Raw genomic sequence first — 16,257 nt, forward strand, 5'->3', positions numbered from 1 at the left:
CTTTTATAACTCCAGTTTCAGTAGGGGTGAGCGGCTGCGGGAAACGCAGGCACACATCAGGCCTGCCCCGCGCTCGCGTTCATTTAGGGCGCTGTCTCGGTGCTCCGCTTCGCCGCCGAGCACCCGGACTTGGCAGCTGCCGCAATTGCCCGCACGGCAACCGGACTGCACCTGCACCCCGGCTTCTTCCAGTGTCTCCAGCAGGCTGCGGCCGGCGGCTACGCGCAGCCGCCGGCCGGAGCGCGCCAGCTCCACCTCGAAGGGCTGGTCGTCCGCACCCGCGCCGGCGTCGAATCGCTCGGCCCTGATGCGGTCCGCGGGGATACCGAGCGCGGCGGCCTCGGTGCGCACCGCATCGATCAGGCGGCCCGGCCCGCACACGTACACGACGCCGCCCTCCCCCAGGCCCCGCAGGATCGCGCGCAGGTCCATGCGGCTGCCGCGGTCGGAGAACCATGTGTGCAGCCGCGGGCCGAATTCCCGCTGCAGCCGGTCGCGGTAGGCCATGTGGCGCGGGGAGCGGGCGGCGTAATGAAGGGTGAAATTTTCCCCGCGGGCCTTCAGGTGCATGGCCATGGCCTTGATCGGTGTGATGCCGATACCACCGGCGATCAGCAGATGGTGGCTGGCCGACTGCAGGGAAAAATGGTTTTGCGGCGCCTCGCAGCGGATCCGCCGCCCGAGGGTATAGGCGTCCTGCACGAAGGCCGATCCTCGCCCCTCGCTCTGTCGCAGTACCGCGATTTCCCAGGCGTCGCGCCTGTGCGGATTCGAGCTGATCGAGTAGTGCCGCAATCCGGGTTCGCCGCCCTCGAGCAGCACCGGCAGGCGCAGGTGCGCCCCCGGCGTAATCGCGGGCAGTTCGCCGCCGTCCGCATCGCGCAACTCTATGGCACGGATTTCCGGTGTCAGTTGGCGCACGCCGGAAACCACCAGGGTCAAGGGCCCGTCGCCCAGTTCCGGCGACAGGAGGGCCGCGGGCGCGCCCGCGAGGCGCGTCTTCAGGGCCTCGTTTTCGGCCCGCAGCGGTGCCAGCATTACTTCCTCGACCTCGCGCTCGGTGAAGCGGGGGGTAATGTGCTGGGGGCAGTTCCAGTCCCAGGCCTCGACGCGGATAACGATGCCGCGTTCCACCTCAGCGCGATAGGAGGGCATTTCCAGCCTGGCGACCAGCTCCGGCTCCTCGGCCTCGTGCACTATACGCGCCCGCCCCCATATCTTGAGGCGCCGGCGGTTGGTGTAGTCCATCAGGATCAGGGAGACGCGCTCGTCGACACTCAGGTTGCCGACGCTCAGGTACTGGACGTTGCCGCGGAAATCCGCATAGCCGATGGTGTGCTCATCCAGCACGCGCAGGAAGCCGGGCGGGCCGCCGCGGTGCTGCACATAGGGCCAGCCGTTCTCGGCCACGGTGGCCTGGTAGAAGCTGTCGCGGGCGAGGATGAACTCGACTTCCCGCCCGCTGAGCTGGCTGCGGCTGTCCTCCGCCCGCTCGAAGCCGCTGTTGGCCTCGCGACTGCCGTAGCGGGTCTGCGCGGCGCGCACCGAGGGGGTGAAAGTGATATCGGCAAATGCGCGTGGCATGACGGCTCTCCGTGCCCCGGCCGGCGGCCGGGGCTTGTGGTTACAGGGAGACTTTCGGGAAGTCGATCTCGACGCGGCTGGCCTTGCCGAGGATATTGGTGAGGATGTTCATACCCACGTGGGTGATCACCTCGACGATATCCCCATCGCTGTATCCGGCCTCGCGCATCTCCAGGATCTCGGCGGTGGTGACATTGCCGGTGTGCTCGACCAGCGCGCGGGCAAACTTGACCGCCACCGCGGCGCGCGCATCTTCGCTGGTGCCGGCGCGGTTGGCCTCAATCTCGTTGCCGGTGAGGCCCGCCTTGCGGCCGATGGCGGTGTGCGCGGACAGGCAGTACTCGCAGCTGTTCTGCTGCGCCAGGGCCAGGGCGATGCGCTCGCGGGTCTGCGGTTCCAGGCTGCCCTCTTCGGCAATGCCGTGCAGGCCCAGGAAGGCGCGCAGCGCGGCCGGGGACTGGGCAAAGACCTTGAGGAAGTTGGGCACCAGGCCCAGCTTGCCGTGGATAGCGTCGAAGAGCGCGCGCTGTTCGTCGCTGGCCTCGGCCGGGTTGACGGTTGGGATACGGCTCATGGGTTAGTCCTCCATTCGTTTCACTCGGGTTTGGGTTGAATTCGCTGGTGGCTCGCGAATGGGGGCATATTGCAGAACTGCACGAAAAAGAAGAATATTCATATTTGTCAATTGATTATTCCGACCTATGGAATAATTCACGTTTCGGCGTTCACACAGAAGGCAGTAAGCTGCGAGGTGGCACTGCGCGAGGCCCAGCTCCCGGCGGCCACCTGGCAAAAGCGCCTGCGGCTGGTAAACAGGCCGATGAGGTTTTTTGCCAGGTGGCCGCCGGGAGCTGGGCCGCTCGAAAGTGCCTTCCTTCAGAGCTACCAATCCCTGTGAACGCCGAAACTTGAGTGGAATAAAAGCTGACCGGAGCCTTCCGTGGACCGATTGCACCTGATGACCGTGTTTGTCGCCGTGGCCGAGGAGGAGAGCTTCGCCCGCGGCGCGCGCCGCCTGGGCATGTCGCCGCCGGCGGTGACCCGCTGCGTGGCGGCGCTGGAGGCGCGCCTCGGGGTCAAGCTGCTCGACCGCAGCACGCGTCATGTGCGTGTCACCGAACCGGGGCAGCGCTACCTGGACGACGCGCGGCGGATCATCGCCGAGGTGGACGAGGCCGACGAGGCGGTGATCGGCATCAACGGCGTCCCCAAGGGGCATCTGTCGGTTACCGCCCCGATGCTCTTCGGCAAGATGTTCGTGACCCCGGTGATCGTCGAGTACCTGCGCAAATACCCGGATATGGATGTCGCGGCGCTGTTCCTGGACCGCGTCGTCAACATGATGGAGGAGGGTGTGGATGTCGGCGTGCGCATCGGCGAACTGCCGGACTCCACGATGAAGGCGCTGCGGGTGGGACAGGTGCGGCGGGTTATGTGCGCGGCCCCCAAATATATCGAGAAACACGGCCTGCCAGCGGACCCGACGGCACTGCAGCGACACTGCGTCATCGCCGCCAGCGGCGTGACTCCCTCGGTGGAGTGGAAATTCATGCATGGCCAGAGACCGCTCGCGGTGCGCGTAAGCCCCAGGCTGACGACCACCACCAACGATGCCGCCATCGAGGCCGCGGTGGCGGGCCTCGGCATCACCCGACTGATGTCCTACCAGGTGGCGCCGCACCTGGCGGCGGGGACCCTGAAAATACTGCTCAGCGAATATGAAACGCCCCCCCTGCCGGTTCACGTCATTCATCGCGAGGGCCGCCACAAGTCCGCGCGGGTGCGCACCTTCGTGGACCTGGCGGTGGAGCGGCTGCGCGGCAATGGCGCCTTCAACTGATCAGTGCGGCGAACTCCTGCGGCCTGTTCACATTGATATGCCAGTCTCCCGGCGGCGTCTCCAGCTGCCGCCCGTCCAGCCGCCGGATCAGTTCGCGCACCGATGCCTGCTCCCGCACAAGCTCCCGCAGGCAGGCGTGGCTGCGCCCGTCCAGGCGCAGCCACAGGGGCAGATAGCAGCGGCCGAAACAGGCGGCGGCAGCCCCGCTCGATAATCCCGCCGCGCAGAGATCCTGCAACTGCCGCGCCTGCAGCAGCGGCATATCCACCGGAATCGCCAGCAGCGCATCGCAGGGGATTCTTTCCTCGCCCAGGTATTCCGCCACCGAGTGCAGGCCGCCCAGGGGGCCGCAGTCGGCCAGCCGATCCGCAATGCCGCCGGGGCGGTTGCCGCTGAGCAGCGGTGGCAGGAATTGCAGGCCTTCGTCGTCCAGGCCGCGCAACAGGGATTCGGCCCGCTGTAGCAGCGTCTGCCCGTCCGCCAGCTGCAGCTGCGCCTTGTCGCGGCCCATGCGCCGCGAGCGGCCGCCGGCCAGCAGCACCGGGCAGACGCGCAGTTGCGGATTCTCGGACATGGCAAGCCTCGATTGCTGATCTGGAAACGGCGGTTCCGCCGGGGACGGCACCTGCCATACAGCGACGCAAACATCGTGCCACCGGCGGGTGCGGCCCGCACCGGGGAGAGGTGCGAGAGCGCACCAAAATCAGGCCGGCGCACCCGCCTGCGCACCACCGTCGTGCGGTTTCGCCGACGGTTCTTTCGCGAAAGCGGTTCAACCCATAGACACCGCGGCCGCGAATCGCAATTGGCACAAGTCTTGATTATCCATTGGGCAATGGCAAAGAAGCCCGGCTGCACTGACTGGTGGGGCCGGGCTTTTTTGTCCGGTGAACTGCACAAAGATAAATAGCGATGAACAAACCCCTCGGCATTATGCTCGTCGACGACCAGCCGGAACGCGCGCAGATGGTGTGCGAACAGCTGTGCGCGGCCGGCTATCGCCTGCTGGCGGCGCTGGAGAGTGCCGAGGGCCTGCTGTACCAGGTGGAGAAGCACAGGCCGGACATCGTGTTGATCGATATCGAGTCCCCGGACCGGGATATTCTCGAGAGCCTGGCCATCATCAACCGCCAGGCGCCCACCCCGGTGGCCATGTTCTCCGCCCGCGGCAATGCGGATTTTATCGCCCGCGCGGTGGAGTCCGGGGTCAGCGCCTATATGGCCGAGGGCATGACCGCCGAGCGGGTGGCGCCGGCCATCGAGATCGCCATGGCCCAGTTCCGCGGCTACCAGCAGCTGCGCCTGTCCCTGGAGCGCACCCAGAAACAGCTGGACGAGCGCAAGACCATAGAGCGGGCCAAGGGATTGCTGATGGCGAAGAAAAACCTCAGCGAGGACGCCGCCCACAAGACACTGCGCAACCTGGCCATGAGCAGCAACGCCACCATGCGCACGGTGGCGGAACAGATCATCCAGTACTTTCAGCCCGGAAAATGAGCCCTCCATGTCGATACAGCTGCGCCCGGAAAAGAACCATATCAAACTGCTCTACCTGCGCCTGACCGACAGCGCGCCGCTGATCGTCGCGCAGGAAATGGGTTTCTTTGACCGTTACGGCCTGAAAGTACAACTGCAGCGCGAGACCTCCTGGGCCACGCTGCGCGACAAGCTGATCGGCGGCGCCGCCGACGCCGCCGCCATGCTCGCCCCCATGCCACTGACCCTGGCGCAGACACTGCCCCAGTGCGGCGAGCAACTGCTCTCCGGCCTGATATTGAGCTGCAACGGCAATGCGATCACCCTGGCGGAATCCCTGTACCGCGCGCTGCCGCTACCGGACGAGGATTGCGACGGCGCCGGGGTGGGCCGCGCCCTGGCCGAGCATATCCGCAGCCGCGGCGGCGAGGCGCCGCTGCGCTTCGCCACCGTCTATCCCTTTTCCAGCCACACACTGCAGCTGCGCCACTGGCTGCGCGCGGCGGGCATAGATCCGGACCGGGACCTGCAAATGGTCGTGCTGCCGCCGGAGCAGATGGTGGACAGCCTGGAGCACGGCGATATCGACGGCTACTGCGTGGGCGAACCCTGGAATACCCTGGCCGCGCAAAAAGGCATAGGCGCAATCGCCACCCCCTGCAACAGCCTGCTGCCGGCCATGCCGGAAAAAGTGCTGGCGGTGACCGGCAGCTGGCACGACGCCAACCCGATCGCGCACCTGGCCCTGCGCGCGGCGCTGCTGCAGGCCTGCATCTGGCTGGCCGAGCGCGACCGGCGCCGGGAGGCCACGGCGCTGCTGGAGCGGGAAGAGTACCTGGACCTGCCGGCGGAACTGCTGGCGCCGTCCCTGGGCGACCAGCTCTGTCGCCGCGGCGGCGCCGCGGTCGCGGCCAACCCCGGCTGGCACCTGTTCGCCCACAGCGACGACGACTACGGCCGCCCGACGGGGGAAAAGGCCGTACAGCTGCTGGAACTCTGCCGCGACTTCTCCCCGGTAACCGACGGAGCGGAAAAGGCCTTCCGCCCGGAGTTGTACCAGCAGGCGGTCGATTTCCTGCAGAAACAGAAATAACCGGCGCAAAAGCCGAACTGTAGGGGCGAACCTTGTGTTCGCCCGCGCGGGCCGCAGGCGCGCCCTGAAAAATGGCACGCAAATTGAATATGTAATTTATGGGTAACTACCCTCTCCGGACTCGGTAAAGAATACCGGAGCCAGATGCGAAGGTCCTGATGCCGGGGGCCATTTGGGAAAAGCGCCGGCGGCTGATTAACAGACCGATGAGGCTTTTTCCCAAATGGCCACCGGTATCAGGGCCGCCCTGACCTCTCTTACCGGCAACAGGGGGGAGTAGTTACGAAAAAACCAGTGAACGGACAACGAAGTCCACCGGCAGCGGAAAAACCGCACCCGTGGGCTTTTTTTGTGCCCGCGGCAAAATCGATAAAAGGAAACGAGCATGTCCAGCGATACCCTGAACCTGTTTTCCTTCCGCGGGAAAATCAGAATCCTCCACCTGACCTGGGTGGCCTTCTTTATCAGTTTCTTTGCCTGGTTCAACCACGCACCGCTGCTGATGGCCATCGCCGGCAGCCTGTCCCTGACTCCGGACCAGGTGAAGACGCTGCTGATACTGAACGTGGCCCTGACCATTCCCGCGCGTATCGTGATCGGCATGCTCACCGACAAGTACGGCCCGCGCCTGACCTACTCGCTGCTGCTGGCAGTGGGCAGCGTGCCCTGCTTTATCTTCGCTCTGGCCGACAGCTTTGCGGCGGCGGCCCTGGGTCGCTTCCTGCTCGGCTTTATCGGCGCCGGCTTCGTGGTGGGCATCCGCATGGTGTCCGAGTGGTTCCCGCACAAACAACTGGGCACCGCCGAGGGCATCTACGGCGGCTGGGGCAACTTCGGCTCCGCCGCCGCGGCCATGACCCTGCCCACCGTGGCGCTGCTGTTCGGCGGTGAGGACGGCTGGCGCTGGGCCATAGGCCTGACCGGCGTCATTGCACTGATTTATAGCTTTGTCTACTACGCCTCGGTCACCGATACCCCCAAGGGCTCCACCTACTTCAAGCCGAAAAAGATCGGCGCCATGGAAGTCACCAGCCCGGGCGACTTCGCGCTGCTGCTGATCATGAAAGTCCCCATGTACGCGGCTCTGGCACTGCTGACCTGGAAGCTGTCCGCCGGCGTCGGCATTATTTCCGCATTCTGGGCTGTGGTGATCTACTGCGGACTCGCTCTGCTCTACGCGCTGGATGCAAAGAAAACCTTCAGCATCAACCGCGAGATGTTCAGCAACCCGCCGGCGCCGATTCACCGCTACAAGTTCAAGCAGGTGGCCGTACTGAACCTGCTCTATTTCGCCACCTTTGGCTCCGAACTGGCGGTGGTCTCCATGCTGCCGCTGTTTTTTTCCGAGACTTTCACCCTGGATCCGGTCAAGGCCGGCCTGCTCGGCTCCGCCTACGCCTTTATGAACCTGGTATCGCGCCCGGCGGGCGGTCTGTTCAGTGATCGCTTCGGGCGCAAACCCACCCTGCTGATCCTGGTGGCCGGCCTGGCGGCGGGCTACTTCCTGATGAGCCTGATCAATGCCGAGTGGCCCCTGTACCTGGCAGTAGGCGCGGCCATGCTCTGCTCCTTCTTCGTGCAGGCCGGCGAGGGCGCCGTCTTCGCTGTGGTGCCGCTGATCAAGCGCCGCCTCACCGGCCAGATCGCCGGCATGACCGGCGCCTACGGCAATGTGGGTGCCGTCTTCTACCTGACGGTGCTGAGCCTGGTCTCCTACCAGACCTTCTTCCTGGTCATCGCCGCCACTGCGGTGCTCGGTTTCGCGGTATTGCTGCTGATGGAGGAGCCGGAGGGACAGATGGCAGAGGTCATGCCAGATGGCAGCGTGGCGCTGATCGATGTTGCCTGATCACGGGACTCTGGACTCGGGACAAATCGGCAGGACTGCCGATTTGGACGCCGAAGGCGCCCGCGCAGCGGGTGAGCGCCAGGGACGGCGCGAATCACTCGGGGCTCGGGAAGAAGCCCCTGCAACGGGTGAGCGCCAGGGACGGCACGAATCACTGGGGACTGGGACAGAAAGCTCCCCTCCCCCGCTTGCGGGGGAGGGGGCAAGCGAAGCCCTGGAATTCTCCAGCGCCTCCAGCGCCGGCCGCCGCCAGCAAAACGACGACGCCTGCGCCGTCTGCAACCCGGATGCCTCCGAACTGCGCGCCCGCGGCGCCCTGGCAGCGGTGGCCGACGGCGTCGCCAGCGCCGAGGCCGGCGGCGAGGCGGCGCGGGCGGCCATCAGCGGCTTCCTGTCCGACTACTACAGCACCCCGGAGACCTGGCCGGTAAAGCAGGCCGCCGCGCGGGTGCTGCACTCGCTGAACAGCTGGCTCTACCGCCAGGGCGGCGGCGATGAAATCCGCCAGGGGTGGCTCACCACCTTTTCCGCCGTCGTCTTCAAGGGAGCCTCCGCACACCTGATCCATATCGGCGACTCGCGCATCTACCGCCTGCGCGGCGACAAACTGGAGTGCCTGACCCGAGACCACAGCCGCACCCTCGGCCCCGGCCGCACCTTCCTGAGCCGCGCCCTGGGTATGGACGCCCATGTGGAGGTGGACTATCGCCGCGAAGAACTGCAGGCCGGCGATATCTACCTGCTGAGCAGCGACGGGGTGCACGATTTTCTCCCGCCGGAAGCCGTCATCGAGATACTGCAGGACTGCGGCGACGCCGCCGCCCAGGCGCTGGTCGACGCGGCCCTGGCCGGCGGCTCCGGCGACAACCTGAGCGCAGCGGTGTGCCGCATCCACCGGGTGCAGCCGAGCGGCGACGACCTGCTGGCCCGCAACCGCCAACTGCCCTTTCCCCCGGACCTGAGGCCGGGCAATAAAATCGACGGTTATCTGATTCTGCAGGAACTGCACGCCAGCCCCCGCAGCCAGCTGTACCTGGCGCGGGATATAGACAGCGACGAGCTGCGCGCAATCAAGACACCGTCAATCAACTTCGCCGACGACCCCGTCTATATCGAGCGCTTCGTCGCCGAGGAGTGGACCGGCCGCCGCCTCGATCACCCGGGCATAATCAAAGTCTTTCCGCCGAAACGGTCGCGGCAGTTTCTCTACCATGTGCTGGAATATATCGACGGCCAGAACCTGCGCCAGTGGATGCAGCTGAATCCCGGGCCGGACATAGAGCAGGTGCGGGAAATGATCGGCCAGCTGGTCAGCGCGCTGCGCCGGCTGCAGCGCATGGAAATCGTGCACGGCGACCTGAAGCCGGAAAACATCATGGTGGCGAAAGACGGCCGCCTGAAACTGATCGACCTGGGCGGTGCCGACGGCGCCGGCCTGCGCGAGCAGCTGCAGCTGGGCGGCTATCCAGGTGAAGAGGCGCCGCCGGGCAGCAAGAACTACGCCGCGCCGGAATACTTCTTCGGCGACGCCCCCAGCCACCGCTCGGATATCTTTTCCCTCGGCGTCATCGCCTACGAACTGCTCACCGGTCGCTACCCCTACCGCGAGCGCGCGGGATTCCGCCACTACCAGCTGAAGAGCTACGCCGGCATGCAGTACACCAGTGCGCTGGAACACCGCGACGATATCCCCGAATGGATAGACGGCGCCCTGCAGCGGGCCTGCGCGCCGGATCCGCGCAACCGCTATCCGGCCTTGTCGGAATTCGTGCACGACCTGCAGACGCCGAATCCGGAGCTCACCCGCGAGCGGGAGCTGCCTTTGATGGAGCGCAATCCGCTGTTGTTCTGGCAGCTGGTGGCGCTGCTGCTGTTGCTATCGCATCTGCTGCATCTGCTTTAAGGAAGAAGATCGAGGTTATGGGCGAAGGCCCTGATGCCGGGATTCGTTTGCGGGACCTTCTGCGTCCATGGATGACCGTGGAGAGCGTACAGGGATGTATTCACAGCGTGTCCCGCAAACGAATACCGGCAGCAGGGCCGCCACCGAAGTCACACCGAGCACCAACAGAGTGCAGACGAATCGATCTCGCACCAGATTATCGCAAGCCGCACTGAGGCAGGAGTCGAAAACCCCGTAAAACCCGCGGTTTTCATCTTGGCACAAACCTTGAATATCAATAACCACCAACACAATTTATCCCCCTAACGAGGCAACGGCGCCCGGACTCTTCGGCAGAGAAGAGGCGGCGCCCGTGCCAGTCCACCGCGCTCCCCTCCCCTGCCGAAAAATTCAGAAAAAGATGGCAGGACTTATGGTTAAGCAAAAACTCATCGTTATCGGCAACGGCATGGTGGGCCACCACTTCCTCGAGCAACTGGCCGCGCGGCCGGAGAAAGCGCTGTTCGAAGTCACCGTCTTCTGCGCCGAGCCCAGGCCCGCCTACGACCGCGTGCACCTGTCCGAGTATTTCGCCGGCCGCTCCGCCGACGACCTGGCCATGGGCAAGATCGACCAGTACCGGGACTGGGGCTTCGAGTTGCTGCTGAACGACGCCGCCGTCGAAATCGACCGGGAAAAGAAGACCGTCACCTCCGCCAGCGGCACCGTCAAAAGCTACGACCGCCTGGTGCTCGCCACCGGCTCCTATCCCTTCGTACCGCCGATTCCCGGGCACGAACACGAAAAATGCTTCGTCTACCGCACCATCGAGGACCTGGATGCGATCCGCGCGGCCAGTGAAGGCGGTTCAGTGGGTGTCGTCGTGGGCGGCGGCCTGCTGGGCCTGGAGGCGGCCAACGCGCTGAAGGAGCTGGGTCTCGAGGCCCATGTGGTGGAATTCGCCCCCGGCCTGATGTCGGTGCAGCTGGACGCCGGCGGCTCGGAACTGCTGAAAAACAAGATCGAGGACCTGGGCGTTACCGTGCACACCAGCACCGCCACCGAACTGATCGAGGAAGTCGACGGCCGCCTGCGCATGCAGTTCAAGGGTGAACGCGAACTCTTTACCGACCTGATCGTCTTCTCCGCCGGCATTCGCCCGGAGGACAAGCTGGCCAGGGCCGCCGGCCTGCAGCTGGGCGAGCGCGGCGGTATCGCCGTCGACGAATCCTGCCGCACCTCCGACGAGAATATTTTCGCCATCGGCGAGTGCGCCCTGTACAACAATTTCATCTACGGCCTGGTGGCCCCCGGCTACACCATGGCGCGCACCGCACTGGCGCAGCTCTGCGGCGAAACCAGCCAGGTCTTCACCGGCGCCGACATGAGCACCAAGCTGAAACTGCTGGGCGTGCAGGTGGGTTCCATCGGCGACGCCCACGGCCGCACAGAGGGGGCCGCGGCCATCACCTTCGTCGACGAGCAGAGCGGCGTCTACAAGCGCATGATCACCGACGGCGACGGGAAAAAACTGCTGGGTGCAGTGCTGGTCGGCGATACCGACGACTACGACCAGCTGCTGCAACACCACCTGAACGATATCGATCTGCCCGAACACCCGGAACAACTGATTCTGCCCGCGGCCGACGGCGCCGCCCCGGCCCTGGGTGCCGGCGCCCTGCCCGCCACCGCCACCATCTGCTCCTGCCACAATGTCAGCAAGGGCCAGATCGTGGATGCAGTGGCCGGCGGCTGCTGTTCGCTGGCAGAGGTCAAGGATGCGACCAAGGCCTCCACCGGCTGTGGCGGCTGCGCGGCGCTGCTGAAAAATGTCGTCGACACGGAGCTGGCGGCCCTGGGTGTGGAGGTGAACAACCACCTGTGCGCCCACTTCCCCTTCAGCCGCCAGGAGCTGTTCCACATAGTACAGGTGGAGGAAATAAAGACCTTTGATGAGTTGCTGCAGAAACACGGCAGCGGCCGCGGCTGCGAAATCTGCAAGCCGGCGGCGGCCTCGATTCTCGCCTCCCTGTGGAACGAGCATATCCACAGGAAACCGCACGTGGGCCTGCAGGACACCAACGACACCTTCATGGCCAACATGCAGAAAAACGGCACCTATTCGGTGGTGCCGCGGGTGGCCGGCGGCGAGATAACGCCGGACAAGCTGATCGTGCTGGGCCAGGTGGCGAAGAAATACAACCTCTACACCAAGATCACCGGCGGCCAGCGCATCGACCTGTTTGGTGCGCGGCTGGAGCAGTTGCCGGAAATCTGGCGCGAGCTGATCGACGCCGGCTTCGAGACGGGCCACGCCTATGGAAAATCCCTGCGCACGGTGAAGTCCTGTGTCGGCAGCACCTGGTGCCGCTTCGGCGTGCAGGACAGCGTCAAGATGGCGCTGGATATCGAGAACCGCTACAAGGGCCTGCGCTCGCCGCACAAGATCAAGATGGCTGTGTCCGGCTGCACCCGCGAGTGCGCCGAGGCGCAGAGCAAGGATGTGGGTGTGATCGCCACCGAGAAGGGCTGGAACCTGTTCGTGTGCGGCAACGGCGGCATGCGCCCGCGCCACGCGGATCTCTTCGCCACCGATATCGACGACGAGACGCTGGTCAAGTATATCGACCGCTTCCTGATGTTCTACGTGCGCACCGCGGACAAGCTGCAGCGCACCTCGGTGTGGCTGGAAAACCTGGAAGGCGGTCTCGATTACCTGCGCGAGGTCATCATCGACGACAAGCTGGGCATCTGTGACGAACTGGAGGCGCAGATGGCCAATGTGGTCGGCACCTACCAGTGCGAGTGGAAGACGGCCATCGAGGACCCGGAAATGGTCAAGCGCTTCCGCCAGTTCGTCAACAGCGACGAGCCGGACGAGAAGATCGTCTTCGTCGAGGAGCGCGGCCAGCCGCGGCCGGCGCGGGAAGAGGAAATCGCCAGGATTGCGGAGCCTGCCTGAGTTGTTGCAGGTGATGTGGCTCAGTGGCGGCACTGCTGCCGGTGGCCGTTCGCTCAACAGCCTCATCGGTCTGTTTGCTAGCCGCAGGCGCTTTTCACGAACGGCCCCCGGCACCAGCGCCTTCGCGTCAACTTAGCCGTTTTTTAAATGCGTAGGTTGGGCTGAGCGCAGCGAAGCCCAACGACCGGGTCCCGAGTCCCGAGTCCCGAGTCCCGAGTCCCGAGTCCCGAGTCCCGAGTCCCGAGTCCCGAGTCCCGAGTCCCGAGTCCCGAGTCCCGAGTCCCGAGTCCCGAGTCCCGTATTTTAGGAGCAAACCATGAACCAAGTTGCCATAACCCACACCCAGTGGCAGCCGATCTGCCAGCGATCAGATCTGGTTGCCGATTCCGGAGTGTGTGCCCTTGTGGGCGATGCCTCTGACAAGAGAAGTATCGCCCTCTTTTTTATTCCCGGCGCAGAGCCACAGCTCTATGCCCTGGACAACTGGGACCCCATAGCCGGAGCAGGTGTTATCGCCCGCGGCATCGTTGCGGAGATAGACGGCGAACTGACGGTCTCGTCCCCGCTGTACAAGCACCACTTCCGCCTGGCGGACGGCGCCTGCCTCGAGGACGACGGTGTGCAGCTGGCCAGCTACCCGGTTGCCTTCGACGGCGACACAGTGTGCATCGCGACAGACGCCGCCTGAAGATGTCGTTGACGGAGCGCTTTCGCGCGCACAGGTCCTGCACCACCTGCCCCTACTGCGGCGTCGGCTGCGGCGTGTCCGCAACCGTCAAGCGCCGCGGTGACGGGGAGGCCGTATCGGTCAGCGGCGACGAGCGGCACCCGGCCAATTTCGGCCGCCTGTGCGTCAAGGGCTCGGCGCTGGCGGAGACCCTCGGCGAGCGTGGGCGGCTGCTGCAGCCGCGGCTGCACGGCCGCGAGCACGACTGGGACAGCGCCATGGATTTCATGGCCCGCCAGTTCGCCCGCACCATCGTCGAGCACGGTCCGGATTCGGTGGCTTTCTACCTGTCCGGGCAGCTGTTGACCGAGGACTACTATGTCGCCAACAAGCTGATGAAGGGCTTTATCGGCAGCGGCAATGTGGATACCAACTCGCGCCTGTGCATGTCGTCGGCGGTGGCCGCCTACAAGCGCGCCCTGGGCGCCGACGCGGTGCCCTGCTGCTACGAGGACCTGGAGCTGGCGGAGCTGGTGGTACTGGTCGGTTCCAACGCGGCCTGGACCCACCCGATCCTGTTCCAGCGCATGCAGGCCGCCGGCACAAAGCTGGTGGTGATAGATCCCCGCGCCAGCACCACCAGTGAGATGGCGGAGCTGCACCTGGCAATTACGCCCGGCAGCGACGCGGCGCTGTTCAACGGCCTGCTCGGTTACCTGGTCGAACAGGACAAACTGGACCCTGCATTTATTCAGAACCATACGGAAGGTTTTGAGGAGACCGTCGCAATAGCGCGGGACTGGACACTGGCAAAGACCGCCGCGGCCTGCGGAATTGCGGAGCAGCAACTGCTGGAATTTTTCCGTCTCTTCGCCGAGACGGAGAAGACCGTCAGCTTCTATTCCCAGGGCATCAACCAATCCAGCAGCGGCACCGACAAGAACAATGCGATCATCAACTGCCACCTGGCCACCGGCAGGATCGGCAGGCCGGGGGCCGGGCCCTTTTCCATTACCGGCCAGCCCAATGCGATGGGCGGGCGCGAAGTGGGCGGGCTGGCGAATATGCTCGCCGCCCATATGAATTTCAGCGCGGGTGATATCGATCGGGTCGGGCGCTTCTGGCGGTCAGATTCGGTGGCGCAAAAGCCGGGCCTCAAGGCAGTGGACCTGTTCGAGGCGGTCGAGCGCGGGCAGATCAAGGCCATCTGGATCATGGCCACCAACCCGGCGGTCAGTATGCCGGACGCCGGGCGAGTGGCCGCGGCACTGGAAAAATGCCCGCTGGTGGTGGTATCCGACTGCGTGGCCGATACGGATACCGCCCGCTGTGCCGACCTGCTGCTGCCGGCCACTACCTGGGGGGAGAAGAACGGCACTGTCACCAACTCCGAGCGCCGCATCTCCCGGCAGCGCGCCTTCCTGGCGCCCCCCGGCGAGGCGCGCCACGACTGGCAGATTATCTGCGACCTGGCCGCGCGCCTCGGGTACGGCGATCACTTTGCCTATTCCCACCCGGTGGAAATCTTCCGCGAACACGCGGCCCTGTCGGGCTTCGAGAACGGCGGCAGCCGCGCCTTCGATATCTCCGCGCTGGCGGAGATCGGCCTGCGCGAGTACGACGCCCTGCAGCCGGTACAGTGGCCGGTAAACGAAAAAAATCCCGCGGGCACCAAGCGACTGTTTACCGAACGCAGATTCTTCACTCCCAGCGGCCGCGCGCGCTTTATAGCGGTGCAGCCGCGCACGCCGGAACAGCAGCGCAGCGGGGAATACCCCCTGTGGCTGAACAGCGGCCGCCTGCGCGACCAGTGGCACACCATGACCCGCACCGGCCGTGCGCGCAACCTGCTCGACCACAGCGAGATGCCGGAGATACAGATTCATCCGCAGGACGCGGCGCGCTACGGGATCGACGACGGCCAGCTGCTGGAGGTGCGCAGCCCCCGCGGCAGCATGTGCGGCCGCGCCGCCCTTACCGGTGCGCAGAAGCCCGGCGAGCTGTTCGCGCCCATCCACTGGAGCGAGACCCTGGCACGGAATGCCCGCGTCAGCGCCCTGGCCGGGCCGGCCACGGACCCCCACTCGGGGCAGCCGGAATTCAAGCAGCTGCCGGTGCAGCTGTGCCCGCTGCCGGCGCGCGGCTACGCCACCCTGCTGTGCCGGGAGGAGATGGCCGCAGCCGTGCGAATGTGGCTGGAGCAGCAGGGCGATGCCCTGGTGCACTGGTACCGGGTGCCCTGCGAGGGTGGCTACCGCTACGAGCTGGCCCTCGGCGAAACCACGGGCGAGGCGCTGGACGGCCGCGCCCTTGGCGAACAGCTGTTCGCAGGTCGCGCCGCGGATCTGCACTGGCAACAGCTGCAACTGCTGCAGGGCCAACGCTGGCTGGCGCACACGGACAGGATGGAACTGCTGATCTTTACCGGCAGCGACTGGCGTACACTGCCGGACAGGCGCGCGCTGGAGGAGCACCTGGTGCAGCCGCTGCCGGCGGCACCAGCGCGGCTGCTGCAGAATATAGCCCCGGGGGTGCAGATGGTGTGCAGCTGTATGCAGGTGTCGCGGCAGCAGATTGAGGAGGCCATCGCCGGGGGCGTCGACACGGTCGAAGCCCTGGGCGAAGCCCTCGGCTGCGGCACCAACTGCGGCTCCTGCAAGCCGGAGATTGCGTCCCTGTTGCGAGCGAATACGGTCGGCGACTGGGCGCTGGGGGAGAATGTCGCCTGATCGCCGCAGTTGCAACACAGCCCCTGTAGGAGCGGCCGTTGGCCGCGATCGGGTTCGCCGACCGTCGATCGCGGCCATGGGCCGCTTCTCTAAAGCGGCTCCTGATGTCAACCACTAATCTGGTTTCCGCTGTCCAACCATTACTGAGTTTCAGGCTTCTCTACGTGGTCGCTCA

The 16,257-nt window shown here is 65.4% G+C and carries 11 protein-coding genes; 8 read left to right on the top strand and 3 right to left on the bottom strand.

From position 1 onward, the window contains the following. Positions 1-3: 3 nt before the first annotated feature. On the bottom strand, positions 4-1,584 hold the full coding sequence (locus AC6R19_RS20850; RefSeq protein WP_500581805.1) for a 2Fe-2S iron-sulfur cluster-binding protein: 1,581 nt from the start codon (positions 1,582-1,584) through the stop codon (positions 4-6). Positions 1,585-1,624: 40 nt separating this feature from the next. After that, complete coding sequence (locus AC6R19_RS20855; protein ID WP_500581806.1) at positions 1,625-2,158, bottom strand: carboxymuconolactone decarboxylase family protein; 534 nt, start codon at positions 2,156-2,158, stop codon at positions 1,625-1,627. A gap of 366 nt (positions 2,159-2,524) precedes the next feature. Here AC6R19_RS20855 and AC6R19_RS20860 point away from each other — a divergent pair, with 366 nt between their 5' ends. After that, positions 2,525-3,424 (top strand): LysR family transcriptional regulator, encoded by a 900-nt coding sequence (locus tag AC6R19_RS20860; RefSeq protein WP_500581807.1) that lies wholly within the window; start codon positions 2,525-2,527, stop codon positions 3,422-3,424. Here AC6R19_RS20860 and mobA read toward each other — a convergent pair. Continuing rightward, positions 3,417-3,998, bottom strand: a complete 582-nt coding sequence (gene mobA / locus AC6R19_RS20865; protein WP_500581808.1) for a molybdenum cofactor guanylyltransferase — start codon at positions 3,996-3,998, stop codon at positions 3,417-3,419. The genes AC6R19_RS20860 and mobA overlap by 8 nt on opposite strands. Positions 3,999-4,336: 338 nt before the next feature. On the opposite strand from mobA, the gene AC6R19_RS20870 reads away from it, so the two are divergent. The 7 genes from AC6R19_RS20870 (at position 4,337) to AC6R19_RS20900 (ending at position 16,082) form a co-directional block, all read left to right on the top strand. Further along, positions 4,337-4,921: an ANTAR domain-containing response regulator gene (locus AC6R19_RS20870; protein ID WP_500581809.1), complete on the top strand. Its 585-nt coding sequence runs from the start codon at positions 4,337-4,339 to the stop codon at positions 4,919-4,921. Between the two features lie 7 nt (positions 4,922-4,928). Further along, the gene (locus tag AC6R19_RS20875) at positions 4,929-5,993 is read left to right on the top strand and encodes a CmpA/NrtA family ABC transporter substrate-binding protein (protein WP_500581810.1); all 1,065 of its coding nucleotides are present in this window, start codon (positions 4,929-4,931) and stop codon (positions 5,991-5,993) included. Positions 5,994-6,378: 385 nt separating this feature from the next. After that, positions 6,379-7,842, top strand: a complete 1,464-nt coding sequence (locus AC6R19_RS20880; protein ID WP_500581811.1) for a NarK family nitrate/nitrite MFS transporter — start codon at positions 6,379-6,381, stop codon at positions 7,840-7,842. A 43-nt stretch (positions 7,843-7,885) separates the two neighbouring features. Beyond that, on the top strand, positions 7,886-9,745 hold the full coding sequence (locus tag AC6R19_RS20885; protein WP_500581812.1) for a bifunctional protein-serine/threonine kinase/phosphatase: 1,860 nt from the start codon (positions 7,886-7,888) through the stop codon (positions 9,743-9,745). Positions 9,746-10,157: 412 nt separating this feature from the next. Then, positions 10,158-12,686, top strand: a complete 2,529-nt coding sequence (gene nirB / locus AC6R19_RS20890) for a nitrite reductase large subunit NirB (RefSeq protein ID WP_500581813.1) — start codon at positions 10,158-10,160, stop codon at positions 12,684-12,686. A gap of 316 nt (positions 12,687-13,002) precedes the next feature. Continuing rightward, positions 13,003-13,374, top strand: a complete 372-nt coding sequence (gene nirD / locus AC6R19_RS20895; protein WP_500581814.1) for a nitrite reductase small subunit NirD — start codon at positions 13,003-13,005, stop codon at positions 13,372-13,374. After that, complete coding sequence (locus tag AC6R19_RS20900) at positions 13,350-16,082, top strand: nitrate reductase (RefSeq protein WP_500581815.1); 2,733 nt, start codon at positions 13,350-13,352, stop codon at positions 16,080-16,082. The genes nirD and AC6R19_RS20900 overlap by 25 nt, the downstream gene beginning before the upstream one ends. The last annotated feature ends 175 nt before the right edge of the window (positions 16,083-16,257 follow it).

The organism is Microbulbifer sp. SE14 (assembly GCF_059834885.1).

Coding starts and splice junctions, on each gene's coding strand:
- AC6R19_RS20870 (WP_500581809.1), top strand. CDS start 4,337: ATGAACAAACCCCTCGGCATTATGCTCGTCGACGACCAGCCGGAACGC.
- AC6R19_RS20880 (WP_500581811.1), top strand. CDS start 6,379: ATGTCCAGCGATACCCTGAACCTGTTTTCCTTCCGCGGGAAAATCAGA.
- AC6R19_RS20875 (WP_500581810.1), top strand. CDS start 4,929: ATGTCGATACAGCTGCGCCCGGAAAAGAACCATATCAAACTGCTCTAC.
- nirB (WP_500581813.1), top strand. CDS start 10,158: ATGGTTAAGCAAAAACTCATCGTTATCGGCAACGGCATGGTGGGCCAC.
- AC6R19_RS20855 (WP_500581806.1), bottom strand. CDS start 2,158: ATGAGCCGTATCCCAACCGTCAACCCGGCCGAGGCCAGCGACGAACAG.
- nirD (WP_500581814.1), top strand. CDS start 13,003: ATGAACCAAGTTGCCATAACCCACACCCAGTGGCAGCCGATCTGCCAG.
- AC6R19_RS20850 (WP_500581805.1), bottom strand. CDS start 1,584: ATGCCACGCGCATTTGCCGATATCACTTTCACCCCCTCGGTGCGCGCC.
- mobA (WP_500581808.1), bottom strand. CDS start 3,998: ATGTCCGAGAATCCGCAACTGCGCGTCTGCCCGGTGCTGCTGGCCGGC.